Origin of the sequence: Allgaiera indica (assembly GCF_900106675.1) — a bacterium.
In the GTDB taxonomy this organism is placed as follows: Bacteria; Pseudomonadota; Alphaproteobacteria; order Rhodobacterales; family Rhodobacteraceae; genus Acidimangrovimonas; species Acidimangrovimonas indica.
The window spans coordinates 33056-51606 of the sequence record NZ_FNOB01000011.1 but is presented as its reverse complement, the minus strand read 5'-3'; the positions used below and the strand labels follow the sequence as shown (position 1 = coordinate 51606).

The 18551-nt window shown below is 67.0% G+C and carries 16 protein-coding genes and 1 pseudogene; 8 read left to right on the top strand and 9 right to left on the bottom strand.

What is annotated here, in order from left to right:
- Position 1: 1 nt before the first annotated feature.
- Both BLV97_RS11510 and BLV97_RS11505 read left to right on the top strand, forming a co-directional pair.
- Positions 2-247, top strand: coding sequence for a DUF2484 family protein (locus BLV97_RS11510; RefSeq protein ID WP_035845696.1), 246 nt, complete (start codon positions 2-4; stop codon positions 245-247).
- Positions 248-619: 372 nt separating this feature from the next.
- Positions 620-1588 carry a Gfo/Idh/MocA family protein gene (locus tag BLV97_RS11505; protein ID WP_035845750.1) on the top strand — a complete coding sequence of 323 codons (969 nt, stop codon included), beginning with the start codon at positions 620-622 and terminating at the stop codon, positions 1586-1588.
- 23 nt (positions 1589-1611) lie between these two features.
- Here BLV97_RS11505 and BLV97_RS11500 read toward each other — a convergent pair whose 3' ends face one another.
- The 3 genes from BLV97_RS11500 to BLV97_RS11490 form a co-directional block, all read right to left on the bottom strand.
- The gene (locus BLV97_RS11500) at positions 1612-2784 is read right to left on the bottom strand and encodes a dipeptidase (protein WP_035845693.1); all 1173 of its coding nucleotides are present in this window, start codon (positions 2782-2784) and stop codon (positions 1612-1614) included.
- Between the two features lie 78 nt (positions 2785-2862).
- The gene (locus BLV97_RS11495) at positions 2863-3402 is read right to left on the bottom strand and encodes an adenine phosphoribosyltransferase (protein ID WP_035845690.1); all 540 of its coding nucleotides are present in this window, start codon (positions 3400-3402) and stop codon (positions 2863-2865) included.
- A gap of 281 nt (positions 3403-3683) precedes the next feature.
- Positions 3684-4550: an S-methyl-5'-thioadenosine phosphorylase gene (locus BLV97_RS11490; protein ID WP_035845688.1), complete on the bottom strand. Its 867-nt coding sequence runs from the start codon at positions 4548-4550 to the stop codon at positions 3684-3686.
- A 257-nt stretch (positions 4551-4807) separates the two neighbouring features.
- Between BLV97_RS11490 and BLV97_RS11485 the strand changes: the two genes are divergently transcribed.
- The 5 genes from BLV97_RS11485 (at position 4808) to BLV97_RS11465 (ending at position 11758) form a co-directional block, all read left to right on the top strand.
- Positions 4808-6247 carry an MFS transporter gene (locus tag BLV97_RS11485; RefSeq protein WP_035845686.1) on the top strand — a complete coding sequence of 480 codons (1440 nt, stop codon included), beginning with the start codon at positions 4808-4810 and terminating at the stop codon, positions 6245-6247.
- A gap of 172 nt (positions 6248-6419) precedes the next feature.
- Positions 6420-6962 carry a Chromate resistance protein ChrB gene (locus BLV97_RS11480; RefSeq protein WP_035845684.1) on the top strand — a complete coding sequence of 181 codons (543 nt, stop codon included), beginning with the start codon at positions 6420-6422 and terminating at the stop codon, positions 6960-6962.
- Entirely contained in the window at positions 6940-8004 is a 1065-nt protein-coding gene (locus BLV97_RS11475) for an RND family efflux transporter (protein ID WP_143037516.1), read from the top strand. Before BLV97_RS11480 ends, BLV97_RS11475 begins: the two co-directional genes overlap by 23 nt.
- A 43-nt stretch (positions 8005-8047) precedes the next feature.
- Positions 8048-11149: an efflux RND transporter permease subunit gene (locus BLV97_RS11470; RefSeq protein WP_035845681.1), complete on the top strand. Its 3102-nt coding sequence runs from the start codon at positions 8048-8050 to the stop codon at positions 11147-11149.
- Between the two features lie 162 nt (positions 11150-11311).
- The gene (locus tag BLV97_RS11465; protein ID WP_035845679.1) at positions 11312-11758 is read left to right on the top strand and encodes a YtoQ family protein; all 447 of its coding nucleotides are present in this window, start codon (positions 11312-11314) and stop codon (positions 11756-11758) included.
- A gap of 289 nt (positions 11759-12047) precedes the next feature.
- Here the strand turns inward: BLV97_RS11465 and BLV97_RS11460 are convergent, their stop codons facing one another.
- The 6 genes and pseudogenes from BLV97_RS11460 to BLV97_RS11440 all read right to left on the bottom strand — a co-directional run bounded on the left by BLV97_RS11460 (position 12048) and on the right by BLV97_RS11440 (position 17028).
- Positions 12048-12755 carry an ABC transporter ATP-binding protein gene (locus BLV97_RS11460; RefSeq protein ID WP_244521013.1) on the bottom strand — a complete coding sequence of 236 codons (708 nt, stop codon included), beginning with the start codon at positions 12753-12755 and terminating at the stop codon, positions 12048-12050.
- Positions 12752-12901, bottom strand: a complete 150-nt coding sequence (locus BLV97_RS21965; RefSeq protein WP_425285089.1) for an ABC transporter ATP-binding protein C-terminal domain-containing protein — start codon at positions 12899-12901, stop codon at positions 12752-12754. The genes BLV97_RS11460 and BLV97_RS21965 overlap by 4 nt, the downstream gene beginning before the upstream one ends.
- Before the next feature lie 99 nt (positions 12902-13000).
- Positions 13001-13447 (bottom strand): annotated as a pseudogene (locus BLV97_RS21960) (ATP-binding cassette domain-containing protein); the annotation flags it as partial.
- A gap of 71 nt (positions 13448-13518) precedes the next feature.
- A complete protein-coding gene (locus BLV97_RS11450; protein WP_051646257.1) occupies positions 13519-14790 on the bottom strand; it encodes a branched-chain amino acid ABC transporter permease in 1272 nt (423 codons plus the stop codon).
- The gene (locus tag BLV97_RS11445; protein ID WP_035845673.1) at positions 14787-15719 is read right to left on the bottom strand and encodes a branched-chain amino acid ABC transporter permease; all 933 of its coding nucleotides are present in this window, start codon (positions 15717-15719) and stop codon (positions 14787-14789) included. Before BLV97_RS11445 ends, BLV97_RS11450 begins: the two co-directional genes overlap by 4 nt.
- Positions 15720-15792: 73 nt before the next feature.
- Positions 15793-17028 carry a branched-chain amino acid ABC transporter substrate-binding protein gene (locus BLV97_RS11440; RefSeq protein WP_035845670.1) on the bottom strand — a complete coding sequence of 412 codons (1236 nt, stop codon included), beginning with the start codon at positions 17026-17028 and terminating at the stop codon, positions 15793-15795.
- A 299-nt stretch (positions 17029-17327) separates the two neighbouring features.
- On the opposite strand from BLV97_RS11440, the gene BLV97_RS11435 reads away from it, so the two are divergent.
- The gene (locus BLV97_RS11435) at positions 17328-18530 is read left to right on the top strand and encodes an acetyl-CoA C-acyltransferase (RefSeq protein ID WP_035845667.1); all 1203 of its coding nucleotides are present in this window, start codon (positions 17328-17330) and stop codon (positions 18528-18530) included.
- Positions 18531-18551: the final 21 nt, after the last annotated feature.

Below are 18551 nucleotides of genomic sequence, written 5' to 3'. Positions count from 1 at the left end.
GATGGCGGCGCCGCTGGTCTGGGGGATGATCTGGGTCGTCGTGGCGGCCTGTGTCGCCGCCCTGCCGCGCCGGTTCCATCCCTGGGGCGCGATCCCTTTGCTGATTACCGCTTTGCCGCTTGTGGTGCTGATCTACCGCAGCTCGGGGGTGCTATTCGGGTTGGTGGCGGTGGCGGTGCTGGTATCGGTCCTGCGCTATCCGCTGCTCTACCTTGGTCGCAGGATGTGGCTCCGGCTGACGGGGTAGGGGCTTCTCCTGCCCCTGCGGGGCGGGGTTTCGGTTTGCGGCGGCGGCAGCGGGGGCTCTGCCCCCTGCGCCCCCGGAGTATTGCCACCAAGATGAAGGCAAGGGGCGTTCTTTGCTTATCCCGTGGTCGCGATATCCAACGGGATCGGCGTCGAGGGGCCGTCGCCAATGGCGCTTGGACCGGTGGCGCAGCGATTGGTGGTTCCAAGCGACGATTTTGGCGAGAAGAAAGCCACCGGTACCGAGGCCGGCACTCGTGACGGCGCGGGCGCTTGGCAATTGAACCCGCGATGCCTGGTTCCATGGCACCCCGGCATTGCCCCTATGCCGTGGGCTTCCTAAGGTGCGCCCGACGAAGCCGGAGGACAGATGATGACGGAGCAACTCAACTGGGGCATTCTGAGCGCGGCCAAGATCGCGCGTGAATTCGTGGCCCCCGCGATCCATGCTTCGGCGCGGGGCCGCATCGCCGCCGTCGCCAGCCGCACCCCCGGCAAGGCCGAGGCGCTGGCCGCGCCCTATGGCCCGGTCGCCATCCACCACGATTACCAGGCCCTTCTGGCGGATCCCGGGGTCGATGCCGTCTATATAGGCCTGCCGAACGCCGCCCATGTGGAATGGACCGAGAAGGCCCTGCGCGCCGGCAAGCATGTGCTTTGCGAAAAGCCCCTCGCCCTCACGGCCGCGGAGATCGAGGCCCTGATCCGCACCCGCGACGAGACCGGCCGCTTCGCCGCCGAGGCCTTCATGGTCACCCATCATCCGCAATGGCTGCGGGTGCGCGAACTGGTCGCGAGCCACGAGATCGGGCGGCTGGTCGGGGTGCAGGGCGGGTTCTCGTTCTACAACGACGACCCCGGCAACATCCGCAACGACGCCGCCCAGGGCGGCGGCGCGCTGCGCGATATCGGGGTCTATCCCGCGATCGTGACCCGCTTCGTTACCGGCGAGGAGCCAGGCAAGATCAGCGCGCGGCTGGACTGGGACGGGGGCATCGACGCCTCGGCCCGGGTCTGGGCCGATTTTACCTCGTTCACGCTGGAGTTCTTCGTCTCGATGCGGCGCGCGCCCTGGCAGCAGATGCTGTTCCATGGCGAGAAGGGCTGGATCCGGGTCAACGCCCCGTTCAACGCCGAAGCCTATGGCGATCCGGTGATCGAGATCTTCACCGTCGCCGGTGGCCGGCGCTTTGAACATTTCGCCCGGATCGATCAATACGCGGCCCAGGCCGAAGCCTTCGCGGCCAGCGTGTTCGATGGCGCCCCCTATGCCTGCCCGCTGGAATTCTCGCTGGGAAATCAGAAGATGATCGACGCGATCTACGTCGCGGGCGGAGGCTGATGCGAAAGACGGACGGGCACGCCTCAGGCCGCCTCGGGCAGCATTTGCTCCAGCAGGCGCACCATGTTGCCGCCCATCACCTTGGCGATCACCCGCTCCTCCAGCCCGGCCGCCATCAGCGCCGCGGTGACCTGGGCCAGATCCGAGGCATCGAAGGGTTGCGCCACCGCGCCGTCGAAATCCGATCCCAGCGAGACGTGATCCTCGCCCAGCAGGCCGACCGCCGCGACCACCGCCCCCGCAATGCCGCGCGGCGAGGCGTCGCCGATCACCTCGGCCCAATAGCCGATCCCGGCGACGCCGCCGCGGGCCATGATCTCGGCCATCAGCGGATCGGGAAAGTTGCGGGGCGACTGGCAATGCGAACAGATTCCGGTATGGCTGACCACCAGCGGCACATCGGTCATCGCCATAACGTCGCGCGCGGTCTGTTCCGAGGAATGGGTGAGGTCGATGATGAAGCCCATCTCGACCATCCGCGCCACCACGCCGCGGCCATAATCCGTCAACCCTGCGCCCGAGGCGCCATGCAGCGAACCGCCCATCTCGGTATCAAGGAAATGGTGCAACCCGATCAGCCGAAAGCCGGCCTGCCACAGCCGGTCGAGGTTCTCGATCCGCCCGTCAAGCACATGCGCCCCCTCGGCACCCAGCACCGCGCCGACCACCTGCGCGCCACCCGCCCGCGCCGCAAGCAGATCGCGCAGATCGGCGCGGTCGCGCAGCACTTTCACTGCCTCGGGCGCGCGGGCGGCATAGCGGTGCATCCGCTGCGCCTGATAAAGGCCGCGCTCGCACAGGCTGCGCCAGGTGCGCGCAGGCCAAAGCTGCGCCATCGCCAGCAGGGTAATGCGATCGGCGCCGGGCTGGTTCTGGATCACGTTCATGCCGGCCGGCACACAGGTGACGGTGGTGAAGACCTGCAATGCCACGTTGCCTTCGCGCAGGCGCGGGAAATCGACATGGCCACGGCCGCCGCGTTTCAGAAGATCCCGGTTCCACAGCAGCGAATCGCAATGCCAGTCGCCCACCACCAGGCGCGCATGCAGCGCCCGGGCGGTCTCCGGTACCGGCGTCGACCGCCCCGGCAGCACCGCGTTCATGCCGCGCTCGGCGATCGCGGGACCGAAAATCAAGAAACCCGCCAGCCCTAGCGTCAGCAGAACCAATACGCCCAGTCCGATCCCCAGCATCATCGCCGCCCCTCCCGCGCCGCGCGCCCTTCATTGTTCCTCAAATACGCCGGGGGTCCGGGGGCTGGCCCCCGGCCGCCGCTAGAGGCCCTCGAAGGCGCAAAGACAATGCACGTCCATTCCCAACCCCTCCAGGCGCGTGCGCCCCCCCAGATCGGGCAGGTCGATGATAAAGGCGCAGCCCACGACCTCGGCGCCCAGGCGCTCGATCAGCTTGATCCCGGCCTCGGCGGTGCCGCCGGTGGCCAGCAGGTCGTCGACCAGCAGCACGCGCTCGCCCGCCGCCAGCGCGTCGTCATGGATCTCGACCACCGCGTCGCCGTATTCCAGCTGGTATTCCTGCGCGATGGTGGCGCCGGGAAGCTTGCCCTTCTTGCGAACCGGCACGAAGCCCACGGACAGCTGATGCGCGATGGCGCCGCCCAGTATGAAGCCGCGCGCCTCCAGCCCCACGACCTTGTCAATCGGCTGGCCGGCATAGGGATGCAGCATCTGGTCGATCGCCATGCGGAACCCGCGCGCATCGGCGAACAATGTGGTCACATCGCGAAACAGGATCCCCTCCTGCGGGAAATCGACGATCGTGCGGATGTAATCCTTTACGGTCTTCTTCGTGCTCATCGCAGCCTCCGAGAGTGACGCCCCCTCATGGCCGAGGACGCGCGCGCTTTCAACCCGCCACGGGCGCGGGCCGGTCGGCGTGACCTTGCGGCGCGGCCCATGCCGCCGGATGCGCCGCAAGGCCGCAAGACGCGTCGTCTGACCTGTGCGCCTTGCGGTCCCATCGCCGCCCGGATGGTCTTTTGGGGGCCAAAATCCTGACGGTTGCTGCTTCTTGGCAGCCTTTGTGCGGGCCGACCCTTCGACAGCCCGCGTTGGCACGCTGAGATTGCCCCTTGCGGTCAGAGAACCCGCCCCGCAACCGCGTCAAGCTTCGCCACCAGATCGGTGTCGCGCTTGGCCGGCGCGGTCATCAAGGCGTGGTCCAGCGCATGGTCGCAGCCGCCCTGGCAGGCACCGTGTTCGGGCCCGAGCAATGGCGCCAGCGCGGCGATCAGTGCCTGAGCCTTGCCCACGTTGCCCGTCAGCGTCGCGATCACCGAGGCCACGTCCACCGCCTCATGCCCGTCGTGCCAGGCGTCGTAATCGGTGACCATTGCGACGGAGGCATAGCAAAGCTCGGCCTCGCGGGCCAGCTTGGCCTCGGGCATCGCCGTCATGCCGATCAGGTCGGCACCCCAGGCGCGATGCATCTCGCTCTCGGCGCGGGTCGAGAACTGCGGCCCCTCCATCGCCACATAGGTGCCGCCGTCATGCACGGTGATGCCCGCGTCCAGCGCCGCCGTCAGGCAGGCGGCCGACAGGGTGGGGCAGGTGGGGTTGGCAAAGGCCACATGGGCCACGCAGCCCGCCCCGAAAAAGCTTTTCTCGCGCTGGTAGGTGCGGTCGATGAACTGGTCGACGATGACGAAATCGCCCGGCGCCATGTCTTCGCGGAACGATCCGCAGGCCGAGACGGCGACCAGATCGCTCACGCCCAGCCGCTTCATCGCGTCGATATTGGCGCGGTAGGGAACCGAGCTGGGGCTATGCACATGCCCACGCCCATGACGCGGAAGGAAGGCCATCCGCATGCCCGCGACCCGACCGGTCAAAATCTCGTCCGAGGGCGCCCCCCAGGGGGTTTCCACCGCCTGCCAGCGCGCCTCTTCCAGGCCTTCCATCTGGTAGACGCCCGAGCCGCCGATCACTCCGATCACGCGTTCCATGCCCTGCCTCCGGCTGTTCTTGCGCGCGCAGATTAGGGGGAATGCAGACGCAGCGAAAGGGGGCAGGACGATGGATCCGGCGATGGATAGGGCGGTCCGGGGCGTGTCAGGGGCGCCGCAGCCGCAGGCCCTTCGCGCCGGGTCTCTCATCATAGTGAGCCATCGTGCAATCTTGTTGTATGCGCAACGATCCCCCCGCTTGCTAGCGTCCCGGCCCGAGGGGGCCGCCCGGGCGGCCAAGGACCAAGGGGAAGATCATGCGCGACATCAACAACGGCGCCCCGTCGGCGCGGCATCTGCGGGCGCGGCTCGACCGGATACACGTCTGGTCGATGGCGCCTTCGTTCCTGGCGATCATCGGGCTGGGATTTCTGTTCACCTTCTACGACATCTTCGACATCAACGTGTCCTTCATCCAGACCTGCAGCCAGCTGGTGAAGGGCTGCACCCCGGAAAGCACGGTCAACTGGATCGGCCTGCCGGTGCTGCTGAACCTGCTGGGCTATGTGCTGGGCACGCTGGTGCTTAGCCCGGCGGCCGACCGGATCGGGCGGCGCAACATGCTGATGGTCACGATGCTGATCACCGGGCTGGGGTCGCTCTATACCGCCTTCGCGCCGAGCTATGCGCATTTCGTGGCCTCGCGCGTCGTCACCGGCATCGGCATCGGCGCCGATCTGGCGATCGTGAACACCTACGTCAACGAGGTCGCCCCGCGCCGCGCCCGCGCCCGCTTTGCCACCGTGATATTCATCATGTCGGCGCTGGGGGCGTTCTTCGGCATCTGGCTGGGGCTTTTCCTGACCACGCCGGCCGCGCCCTGGCCGATGGGCCTGCCCTTCGCCATCGCCGGGGCGGGCTTCACCCAGGGCTGGCGCTGGATGTACGGCATCGGTGCGGTGCTGGCGGCGCTTGCCATCGTGATGCGCGTCAAGCTGCCGGAATCGGCGCAATGGCTGATCCAGGCCGGTCGCATGACCGAGGCCGAGGCCGTCGTCGCCGGGATGGAGGCCCGTGCAAGCGCCAGGGGGCCGCTGGCCGAGCCCGACTTCGCCGCGATGCCTGACGGCATTCCCGAGATGTCGACCACGCCGTTTCGAGACCTCTTCTCCGACCCGCTTTACCTGCGTCGCCTGGTCCTGCTGCTGGCGATCTGGTTCGTGGGCTACATCACCGTCTACGGGTTTGCCGCGGGGTTCACCTCGGTGCTTACGTCGCTGCATTATGCACCGCCCGAGGCCGGGGTGATCGCCGCCGTGGGCACGCTGGGCTTCGTTGCCGAGGCCGTGGTGATGTCGTGGATCGTGGAGGTGCTCGAACGGCGTTACTGGCTGCCGGTCGGCGCCGTGGTGACGATCGCGGGGGCGGTTCTGATCGCCGCGGCGGGGGTGCATATCGGCATGGCCTTTCTTGGTTCGATGCTGATCTTCGCGGGGTTCAACCTGTGGGTTTCGCCGACCTATGCGCTGACAGCGGAAATGTTTCCCACCCGCGCCCGATCGACCGGTTTCGCGCTGGTCGACGGGGTCGGTCATCTTGGCGGCGGCGTCGGCATCATGGTGATCGCGCCGATGCTGCCGCATCTGAGCGTGCTTGAGGCGCTCTTGCTGGTCTCGGGCTTCCTGGTGGTCGCGGCGGTGCTGGTGCAGTTCACCCTGCACACCCGCAACCGTCACCTGCACGAAGTCTCGCCCTAGGGCGGGACCGCGACCGCCCCACCGCGGCGAAGACGACGGCATTCCAGATGGGCCCGTGCCTCGTGCGCGGGCCTTTGCGTCGCTGCTCACGCACAGCGCGCGGCGCGTCACATTTTCGTAAGTCCATTCGAAACGGTTTGTACGCAACCATGGTTGCAAATAGTCCGTGCGAATGGAAAATGGAAACTGGCTTCTGCTGACCTACCGCGTTCCGGCCGAGCCCAGCTCGCGCCGGGTCGGGCTGTGGCGGCGGCTGAAGGGGCTGGGGGCGATCTATCTGCAAAACGGCGTCTGCCTGCTGCCGCGGACCGACGATCATCTGCGGCGTCTGAAGATCCTGGAAAACGAGATCGCGGGGATGGAAGGCGATTGCGTTCTGATGCAGGCGGTGGGCCTGGATCCCGCGCAAGAGCAGAAGCTGATCAGCCGCTTTCAGGCGGATCGCGACGACCAGTACCGCGAATTCCTGGGCAAGTGCGATGCTTTCGAGGCCGAGATCGACAAGGAGATCCGGATCGAGAAATTCACCTATGCCGAGCTGGAGGAAGAGGACGCCGAGTTCCGCAAACTGGAGCGCTGGCTGGAAAAGATCCGCAAGCTGGATTTCCACGCCGCCCCCCTGGCCGGCACCGCGCAGGAGCGCCTGACGGCGTGCAAGGCGCGGCTCGACGATTACGCCAAGAAGGTGTTCGATGCCCATGACGAAAATCGCTAGGGCCGGGGTATTGCTGGCGTCGGTCGCCGCGCTGACGGTGGCGGCGACGCTGGGGGGCGTGTGGCTGACGACCGGTTTCGGCACGGTCGCGCTGCCGACCGCGCCCGCCGGGCCGGATGGCCGCGCGGTGGCGGGGCCGCCGGTGCTGACGCTTGACCGGGATGCGCTGGGCGCGGGTGGTGTCACACTGGCGGCATTGCGCGCGGCGCCCTTCCGGCCCATCGCGCGCCGCTATGCCCGCGTGGTGGACCCCGCGCCGCTGTTCGCGCAGGAAAGCCGGATCGCTGGGGCCCGGGCGGCGCTGGTGGCGGCGCAGGCCAAGGCGCGGCTGTCGCGCCAGGAATACGCGCGCGACCAGTCGCTTTTCGCGCATCATCAGTCGGTGTCGCAGCAGGCGCTGATGGCCGCGCAGGCCGCCGACGAAACCGATGCCCAGAAGCTGGTGCAGGCGCAGGCGCAACTGGATGACCTGCTTGCCGGGCTGCGGGCGCAATTCGGGCCGGCGTTTCTTGAAGGCGCGGGGGCGCAGGCGCTGCTTGCCAAGTTGCGCGATCATGCGGCCGCGCTCGTCGCGGTCTCGCTGCCGGGGCCGGGCAGTCCCGCCGACCGGATCCGGCTGGAAACAGAGGGCGGTGGCCGGATCGGCGCCGGCTATCTTTCGGCCGCGCCGGTGGACAACGCCAAGGCCGCCGGCCCCACCGCCTATTACCTGGCCGACCAGGCGCTGGAGATCGGCAGTCAGCCGATGGCGCTTGTCCCGCTTGGCGCCGCACGGGCGGGTGTCTTCGTGCCGGAAAGCGCGGTGATCTGGTTTGGCGGGCAGCGCTGGGTCTATGTGGCCGGCGACGGCGGCGGTCTTGTGCGTCATGCGCTGCCCGATGCGGCGGATCTGCAGCCCGCCGAGGGCGGCTATGTGGCGGCGAAGGGCTTTGCCGCCGGTCAGCGCATCGTGACCCGCGGCGCGCAATTGCTGCTGTCGCAAGAGACCCGCCCCAAGGACATCAAGACCGAATGCCCCGACCCGCCGGAATGCGACGGATGACCACCCCATCCCATGTCCACGTTCTGCCATCGGCGGTGCCGACATGCTAAGGCGCCTGCTGCGCTTCAGCCTGCGTCAGCGCGGCCTGGTGCTGGCGCTGGCGGTGCTGCTGCTGGTCGTGGGCGCGATCGGGGCGTCGCGCGAAAAGCTTGATGTCTTTCCCGAATTCGCGCCGCCCATGGCTGTGGTGCAGACCGTGGCGCCCGGCTATTCCAGCGCCCAGGTCGAAGCCCTGGTGACCCACCCGATCGAGACCGCCCTGGGCGGCGCGGCGGGCGTGCGCGACATGCGCTCGCGCTCGCTTGCGGGGATTTCGCTGGTCACGGTGGTGTTCGGCGGCGGCGCCGATGTGTTCCGCGCCCGTCAGCTGATTTCCGAACAGCTTGCCGGCGTTCAGGGCCAGTTGCCCAGCGGCGTCGCGCGCCCGCGGCTGTTGCCCTTGACCACCTCGACCAGCGTGATCCTGACCATCGGGCTGACGTCGAAGACCCGTTCCCTGATGGATCTGCACGATGTCGCCCGCTGGGTGGTGAAGCCGCAATTGCAGGCGGTGCGCGGGGTCGCCGACGCGATCGTCTTCGGCGGGCTGAAGCGCCAGCTGCAGATCCAGCCCGACCCCGAGAAACTGCGCGCGCATGACCTGTCGCTGGCCGATGTGAGCGCGGCGGTGGCGCAGGCGACCGGCGCGCGCGCCGCCGGCGCCATCGACACGCCGAACCAGTATCTGACGATCGAGGCGCAGGGCCAGATCACCACCCCGGCGCAACTGGCCGCACTGCCCCTGGGCGGCGGCCGGGCGGGGGGCAGGCCGGTGCGTCTGGGCGATGTGGCAAAGGTGGCCTACGCGCCGCAAACCCCGGTGGGGGCGGCGTCCATCATGGGGCGCCCCGCGGTGATGCTGATCGTCGAGGGCCAATACGGCGCCAACACCCTGGCGGTGACGCAAAGGCTGAGCCGCCGGCTGGATGCGCTGCGCCCGGTTCTGGCCGCGCAGGGCGTGACCCTGGTGCCCAATGTCTTCCGACCGGCGGATTTCATTACCCGCGCCACCAGCCATCTGCGCGATGTGCTGGTCCTGGGCGCGGTGCTGGTGGTCGCGGTGCTGATGCTTTTCCTGATGAACCTGCGCGCCGCGGCGATTTCGGCCGTGGCGATCCCGCTGTCGATGCTGGCCGCGCTGATGGTGCTGAACTTCTTCGGCATCTCGATGAACACCATGACGCTGGGCGGCCTGGCGATCGCGCTGGGCGAGATCGTCGACGACGCGATCATCGACGTCGAGAACATCCTGCGCCGCCTGCGCGAGAACGCGGCCCTCTCGGCGCCGCGCGCGGCCTTCCGGGTGGTGCTGGAAGCCTCGGCCGAGGTGCGCGGTTCGGTGATCTTCGCGACCTTCGCGGTGACGCTGGTGTTCCTGCCGGTGCTGATGCTGAGCGGCGTGGCGGGGAAGCTGTTCGCGCCGCTGGGCCTGGCCTATATCGCGGCGGTGCTGGCCTCATTGGGGGTGGCGCTGACGGTGACGCCGGCGATGTCGCTGTGGCTGCTGGCGCGCACCGGTTCGGGCCAGGACCGGACCCACGCTTTTGCCGCGCGGCTGGGGCGGGGCTACCGCAGGATTCTGGCCGCCACGCTGCGCCACACCCGCGCGCTGATCCTGGGGGCCTCGGTGCTGGTGATCGCCGCGCTTGCCGTGCTGCCCTTCGTTCAGGGCAGCTTCATCCCCGATCTGCGCGAGGGGCACTACATCGTCCATGTGGGCCTGGAGCCGGGCAGTTCGCTGGCGGAATCGATGCGGGTGGGCGACCGGATCTCGAAGGCGCTGGCGGCGATCCCGGGCGTTACGATGGTCGCGCAACGGGCTGGGCGGGCCGATGACGTGGTCGACCCCGCCGGCGTGCATCTGAGCGAATTCGACCTGGATCTTGCGCCGCAATCGGCGGCGGGGCAGGACGCGGTGCTGGCGCGGGTACGGGCGACGCTGGCGCGCTTTCCGGGGCTGACGACGGCGGTCAATACCTTCTTGGTCGAGCGCATCGACGAGACGATCTCGGGGGCGACGGCGCCGGTCGTCGTGAAGGTCTTCGGCAACGATCTGGACAGGATCGACCAGACCGCGGCCCAGATCGCGCAGATCGCCGCCAAGATCCCCGGAGCGGCCAGCGTGCGGCTGAACACGCCGGCGCGGATGCCGCGCATCTCGGTCCGGCTGCGCCAGACGGCGCTGGCGCGCTATGGGCTGCGTCCGGTGCAGGTGCTCGATGCGCTGCGCACCGCCTATCAGGGCCAGGTGACCGGCAAGATCACCCAGGGCACCCGGACGACGGACGTGGTCGTGATCCTGCCGCCGTCGTTGCGCGCGCGGGTCGCGGATCTGGGCGCGCTGACGCTGCGCACGCCGTCGGGGCGCTATGTGCCGCTGGGCGATCTGGCCAGCATCCGCCAGGTGGCGGGACGCTACCAGATCGCGCATGAGAACGGCCAGCGCCTGCAATCGGTGCTGATCAACCTGGGCAGCGTCTCGCCCGCGCGCTTCGTCGCGATCCTCAAGCAGCGGGTGGCCGCGGGCGTCACGATGCCCGCGGGTGTCTATGCCTTGTACGAGGGCCAGGGCGCCGCGCTAAGCCGGTCGGAGGCGACGCTTTTCGGCTATGGCGCGCTGTCGCTGGCGATGGTGGTGCTGCTGCTGAGCCTGGCGCTGCGGCGCGCGCGGCTGGTGGCGCTGGTGATGGCGAACCTGCCCTTCGCGCTGGTCGGCGGGGTTGCCAGCACGCTGCTGGCGGGCGGCAACCTGCCATTGGGCGGTATGGTTGGCTTCGTCACGCTTTTCGGCATCTCCTTGCGCAATGCGATCATGCTGATCAGCCATTTTGATCATCTGGTACGGGTCGAGGGCCAGCCCTGGACGGCCGAGACCATGCTGCGCGGCGCCTCGGAGCGCCTGGTGCCGATCCTGATGACGGCGCTGGTCACGGGCCTGGGGCTTTTGCCGCTGGCGCTGACCAGCGGCGCGCCGGGCAATGAGATCGAGGGACCCATGGCGCTGGTGATCCTGGGCGGGTTGGTGACTTCGACGCTGCTCAACCTGCTGGTGCTGCCCGCCCTGGCCCTGCGCTACGGCGATCTCGGTCGGCGTGAGAAGCCTTAGAAGGATGGCGCAAGGCCGTCTTGTCAATCGCGTAAAAACACCGGCGACATGCCGCCCGCACGGGCCGCCGGGGCTTTCCGGGGCGAAGCTTTTGGGGCAAGGTCCGGGGCGCAAGACAGGCCCCGGCCCCATCGGGGCGCCCAGAGAGAAGGAGCGAAATCCATGAAACTAAACGTCTATCTCGCGGGCGAGATCCATTCCGACTGGCGCGACGCGATCATCTCGGCCTGCGACGGGCTGCCGATCGACTGGTTCGGTCCAGTCACCGAACATGCCGCATCGGACGATTGCGGGGCCGAGATATTCGGAGAAGAGGACGACAAATTCTGGCATGATCGCAAGGGCGCGCTACTGAACGCCGTACGGATCCGCACCGGGATCGCGCGTTGCGATGTGCTCGTGGTATGTTTTGGTGAGAAATACAAGCAGTGGAACGCCGCCTTTGATGCAGGCTACGCCGCGGCGCTCGGCAAACCCGTCATCGTGCTGCATCCGCCAGAACACGACCATGCGCTGAAAGAGGTCGATGCCGCCGCCAATGCCGTCGCCCGCACCCCGCAACAGGTGGCGCGCGCGCTGCGTTACATCACGACCGCCACGCTCACGTAGGCAAAGCCTCGGTCGCCGCAAGGTCGGCGGCCGGCGCCGCCCCCGCCACGCCCCAAGGCAATATCGCCCGAAAAAGCCCGAGGCACGCTTTTCCGCTTCATCTTGGTGGAAATACTCCACGGGGGTGCGGGGGTGTGAAACCCCCGCCGCCGGCCGTGCAACAACATCGCCGCCGGGGAAATCCTTCACGGCGGCTGTCCCCGCGGCGCCCGATGGCCACGCGAAACGGCCCAGCCGGCCATTCCGCTCGGTTGCGGCGTGCCGATACCAGGCAGCGGTTGCGCGCGGCCTAGACCTCCAGCCACTCGGCGCGGATGTCGTCGCGGGTGCGGAAATCCTCGGGGGTGCCGGCATAGACGATTTCGCCATGGCCCATCACATAGACGCGGTGGGCGATGCGCAGCGCGATGGAAAGCTTCTGCTCGATCAACAGGATCGCCACGCCGGTGCGCGCGATGTCGGCGATCATGTCGCCGATCCGGTGCACGATCTTGGGGGCAAGACCCTCGGTCGGCTCGTCGATGATGATCAGGTCCGGGTCGCCCATCAGCGTCCGGCACATCGTCAGCATCTGTTTCTCGCCGCCCGACAGCACCCCGGCCGGATTGTCGGCCCGTTCGCGCAGGTTGGGGAACATGTCCAGCATCTGATCGATCGTGTACTTGCCCGGCTTGCGCATGTTCTTGACGCCCAGGATCAGGTTCTGGCGCACTGTCATCGTGGGGAAGATATCGCGCGCCTCGGGGACATAGCCCAGCCCCAGCCGCGCGATCTTGTGGCTTTCCAGCCCGGCGATCGGCCGACCCTTGAACAGGATCTGGCCCTTTGGCGCCACTTCTCCCATGATCGCCTTGGCGGTGGTCGAGCGGCCCACGCCGTTGCGGCCCAGAAGCGCGATCACCTCGCCCGGCATGATCTCCAGGTTCACGCCGCGCAGCACATGCGACTTGCCGTAGAAGGCGTGCAGATCGGTGACCTTCAGCATCGCGCCGGTCATGCCAGTTCCTCCGGCAGGGCCTCGTCGCCCAGATAGGCCTCGCGTACCTCGGCATTGCCGCGGATCTCTTGCGGGGTGCCGGTGGCCAGGATCTCGCCGTAAACCAGGACCGAGATCCTGTCGGCGAGGTTGAAGATCACGCCCATGTCGTGCTCGACGATCAGAAGGGTCTTGCCCTCGGTTGCCTTGGCGATCAACTCGACGGCGCGGGCGGTTTCGGACTGGCTCATCCCCGCGGTGGGTTCGTCCAGCAAGATCACGTCGGGGTTGCCCGCAATGGTGATCGCGATCTCCAACGAGCGCTGGTCGGCATACGGCAGAAGCGAGGCCGGCACGTTGGCCTTGTCCGACAACCCGCAGCGTTCGAGGATCTCGAAGGTCTTGGCATGGGCGGCCTTGTTGGCGCCGATGTTGGACCAGAAGCTATAGCCCAGCCCCATCGTGTTCAGCACCCCGCAGCGGACGTTTTCGCGCACCGTCATGTTGGTGAAGATGTTCGACACCTGGAATGAACGCGACAGGCCCATGCGGTTGATCTGATGCGGCGGCAGACCGGAAATCTTCTGCCCGTTCAGCAGGACCGACCCCTGGGTCGGGAAGTAAAGCCCCGAGATCAGGTTGAACAGCGTCGATTTCCCGGCGCCGTTCGGCCCGATGATCGCATGGCGTTCGCCCGGCGCGATATCCAGGCTGACGCCGTTGATGATCCGGGCCGGGCCGAAAGATTTGCTGAGGTCCCGGATCGACAGGGCGGGGGGGCTGGTCATGCCTGGGCCTCCCGCATCCGGGCCGCGCGGCGGCTGAGCGCGACGCCGGCGATCGCCGGGGCCACGACCAGAAGCCAGCTTAGCGGGTTCGCCTGCGCCAGCGGCAGGCCGAAGGGGGCGAAGACCTCGCCATAGCCGTTCGACCAGCGCACCGCGATCTCGACCAGTACGATCAGCCCGATCAGCATCAGCGCGACCCCGGCCAGCTGGGTGAGCCAGGTGATCAGGAAGGCCCGGGGGCGTGGCCCCCGCAGCCCGGCGCTGAAGCCGAAGACGATCCCCGCCAGGCCGCGCGGCGCGAACATCACGATAGAGATGAACAGAACCCCCAGATACAGCAGCCAGGCATCGGTGAAATCCGACATCATGGATTGCATGTAGGTCAGCAGGATCGCGCCGAAGATCGGGCCCACGAAATAGGTAATGCCGCCGACATAGGCCATGATCAGGATGAAACCCGACGGCACCAGCGAGAAGGCATCCGGCGTGAAGATCTCGTAGTTCACCGCCGCCATGGCGCCGGCGAGTCCGGCGAAGCCGCCCGAGAAGATGAACACGAGGTAACGCACCCGCTGGGGGTTGTAGCCGATGAACTGCACGCGCTGGGGGTTGTCGCGGGTTGCCTCGGACAGCTTGCCCAGGGGGGTGCGGGTGAAGGCATACATCCCGACCACGCCGACGACCGTCCAGAAGGCGATGAACCAATAGACCTGCGAGATCGGGCCCAGGGTCAGGCCGAACAGTTCCGGCCCGTTCATCCGGTCGCCCGAAATGCCCTGTTCGCCGCCGAAGAAGCTGTCGAACATGAAGGCGCCGCTGGCGATAAGTTCGGCCACGCCAAGCGAGATCATCGCGAAGGTGGTCCCTGCCCGCCGGCACGAAGGCCAGCCGATCACCGCGCCCGCCAGCGCGCCGGCGCCAAAACCCAGCACCGGCAGCAGGAAGACCGGGAAATCCGCCCAGATGCCGCTGCCGTCGGCGATCCAGTTCATCGCATGCATGGCGAAATAGCCGCCAAAGCCGAAATAGACCGCATGGCCGAAGGACAGAAGCCCCGCGCGTCCCAGCAGCATGTTGTAGGACAGCGCCAGCACGATGTTGATGCCCATCTGGTGCATCAGCGTGTAGACGGTGCGCGACGGGCCGGTCAGCGGAATCGCCACCAGGATCGCCGCGAAGATCAGAAGCGGCAGGGTGCGCTGGCGGAATTTCTCGGCATTCGAGGGGATATGCGCGGAATAGTCGAAGCTTTCTTGGGTGGTGCTCACAGCTCGCGTTCCCCCATCAGGCCCTGCGGGCGGAAAATCAGGATCAGCACCAGCAGCAGGAAGGGCAGCACGGGGCCAAGCGACGAGACGGTGATCGAGCCGACCTCGCTGGCCGCACTCAGGCCCAGAAAGCCGAAGATATCGGCGAAGGAGGCGTTGACGCCGACGGCAAGGTTTTGCAGCAACCCGATCAGCAACGAGGCGACGAAGGCGCCTTCCAGGCTGCCGATACCGCCGACCACGACGACGACGAAGACGATCGGCCCCATCTGCACCGCCATCGAGGGATCGGTGACGAAGATGTTGCCGGCGATCACGCCCGCCAGGCCCGCCAGCGCGCAGCCGATGCCGAACACCGCCATGAAGATCAAGGGCACGTTATGGCCCAGATGGCCCACCATGTGCGGATGGCTCAGCGCCGCCTGGATGATCAACCCCGCACGGGTGCGTTTCAGAAGCAGCCAAAGCCCGACCAGCATGGCGATCGCCACGAACAGCATGAAGATGCGGTAGGCGGGCAGATCGACGCCGTAGATCTGCATGGCGGGGAAATCGAGGATCGAGGGTACACGGTAATCCACCGCGGTCTTGCCATAGAAGATCTTGACGATCTCCTCGATCAGATAGGCGAGGCCGAAGGTGAACAGCAGTTCCGCGACATGGCCGTTCACATGCACCCGTCGCAGCCCGTAGCGTTCCACCGCCGCGCCGATCAGCCCGACCAGGATCGGCGCGAAGATCAGCGCCAGCCAGAAGCTGGTCGCGCCCATGATCGTATAGGCGAAGAACGCGCCCAGCATGTAAAAGCTGGCATGGGCGAAGTTCAGCACGCCCATCATCGAGAAGATGAGCGTCAGGCCCGATGACAGCATGAAAAGCAAGAGGCCATAGATCACGCCGTTGACAAGCGCGAAGACGATGGTTTCCATTCCGACCCCGTTCGGCTGAAAGTAGGGGCGCCGCGCGATCCGCCCGGCGCCCGGGTTCCGCTAAGGGAACGGGTTAGCTTGGCCGTTTCATCTTGCAGGTGGTCGGCTGCTCGGCGGCCTCAAGCGAGATCGTGCCATTCGGTACCAGCTTCCAGCCGTATTTGGTGTCGTCGACGCCGTATTTGACGTCATCCGACACGGTCGAGATGTAAAGCGGCATCTGGATCTGGTGGTCCGAGGCCCGCATCAGCGCCTTGCCATAGGCCTGATCGATTTCCAGCCCTTCCAGCGCCTTGGCGACCGGGATCGGGTCGTTCGACTTGGCCTTCTCGGCTGCGGCCTTGAACATCGCCATCGCGATGAAGGAGCGGTGGTAGTAGTAGTCGTATTGCGGGAAGCGCTTCTTGTATTCCTCGATCAGCGCATATTGCTTGTCCGAGGCGGGCAGGTTGGTGATGCCCTCGGTGACCTGGTAGAGACGGTTGATCCCGCCCGCGCCCAGCGCCGCCACGGTGCCCTTCGAGCCGCCGTAGAACGTCAGGTACGGCACGTTCGATCCGCTTTCGGCCGCGGCCTTCATCAGAAGCTGCATGTCGGCGCCCCAGTTGCCGGTGATCACCGCATCGGCGCCCGAGGCGACGATCTTCTGGATGTAGGGGGTGAAGTCCTTGACCTTGCCAAGCGGGTGCAGCTCGTTCCCGACGATCTTGATGTCGGGGCGCTTCTTGGCCAGTTGCTCGACCGCCGCCTTGGCCACGGCCTGGCCGAAGACGTAATCCTGGCCGATGATATAGACCTTGTGGATATCGGGGTTGTTCTTGATCCAGTCGGTGATCGCGGCCATCTTCATGTCGGCATGCGCGTCGAAGCGGAAATGCCAGAACGAGCACATCTCGTTGGTGAAGGCCGGGGTCACGGCGGCGTAGTTGAAGAACAGCACCTCCTGTCCCGGGTTGCGGGCGTTGTACTTGTTCACCGCGGTGATCAGCGCCGCCGCCACGGAAGAGCCGTTGCCCTGCAGGATGTAGCGCGCGCCGCTGTCGAGCGCCTTTTGCAGCTGAACCAGCGATTCCTTGGGATTCACCTTGTTGTCGTAGCCGGTGACCTCGATCTTGTCGCCGTTGATGCCGCCCGCGGCATTGATGTGCTCGGCGGCAAGCTGGAACGACGTCAGCGCGCCTTCGCCGGACGGTCCGAAGGGGCCGGAAAGCGGGTCGATGAATGCCATCTTGATGGTACCGGCGGCTGCCGCGGTCAACGTGAACACGGACAAGGCGGCCGCCAGAATGGCCGTCTTCTTGATATTCATTTTCTCCTCCCAGTCGCAGGGCTTTGTTTTATACGGGAGCCCGGCTGCTCAAATTGTTGTTATTAGGCCGTGAGCTTGTCAAGGATTTTGTGAAACTGAATTTTGCGTTGCAAAACGTGACCACTTGCGTCTGGTATCGGAAAGGAAAGAAAGATTCGCGGCCCCCGACGATCCGGGGCCATGGCAGGGCGTCGTCTTGTCGCGGCATCTTGGCCCATGCGGGCACTGACCCGGGGCCGGCGGGGTCACCGATGCGGGGTCACCGGCAAGGAATGTAGGTTCGAAGAGGGACAGAAGAGATGCGGGATGCTGTCATCGTTTCCACGGCGCGCACGCCGATCGGCAAGGCCTTTCGCGGAGCGTTCAACGACACTCAGGCCCAGGCGTTGATCGGCCATGCGGTTCAGCAGGCCGTCGGGCGCGCCGGGCTGGAGGGGCCGGAGATCGAGGATGTGATCGTCGGCGCGGCGCTGCAGCAGGGTTCGACCCAGGGCAATATCGGCCGTCAGGCGGCGCTGCGGGCGGGGCTGCCGGTCACCGTGGCGGGCATGTCGCTGGACCGCCAATGCGCCAGCGGCATGATGGCGATCGCCACGGCCGCGAAGCAGGTGATCCACGACGGGATGGACATCGCCGTGGGCGGCGGGGTGGAATCGATCAGCCTGGTGCAGAACCAGAACATGCGAAAGGACCGCGCCCGCGATCCCTGGCTGATGGAGCACCGCCCGGCGCTTTACATGTCGATGCTCGAAACCGCCGAGACCGTCGCCGCCCGCTACGGCATCAGCCGCGAGGCGCAGGATGAATACGCCCTGCAATCGCAGCAGCGCACGGCCGCGGCGCAAGAGGCCGGCCGCTTCGACGACGAGATCGTGCCGCTGACCACGATCATGAAGGTGATGGACAAGGAGACCAAGGAGGTTTCCGACCGCGAGGTGACGCTGGCCCAGGACGAGGGCAACCGCCCCTCGACCACGCTGGAGGGGCTTGCCTCGCTGCAGCCGGTGCACAAGGACGGGCTGACCATCGCCGAGGGGCGCTTCATCACCGCCGGCAACGCCAGCCAGCTGTCGGACGGTGCCTCGGCCGCGGTGGTGATGGAGGCCGCGGAGGCCGAAAAGCGCGGCCTGGCGCCCCTGGGCCGCTATGTCGGCATGGCGGTGGCAGGGCTGGAACCCGATGAGATGGGCATCGGCCCGGTCTATGCGGTGCCGAAGCTCTTGTCGGCCAACGGCCTGACGATGGACGATATCGGACTTTGGGAATTGAACGAGGCTTTCGCGGTTCAGGTGATCTACTGCCGCGACAAGCTGGGCATCCCGGACGAGATCCTGAACGTGAACGGCGGCGCGATCTCGGTCGGGCATCCCTACGGGATGTCCGGGGCGCGGATGGTCGGGCATGCGCTGATCGAGGGCCGGCGCCGGGGCGCGAAATATGTCGTCTGCACGATGTGCGTGGGCGGCGGGATGGGCGCTGCCGGCCTTTTCGAGGTGCTGTGACGCGTGCCGGAGGCTTGGACA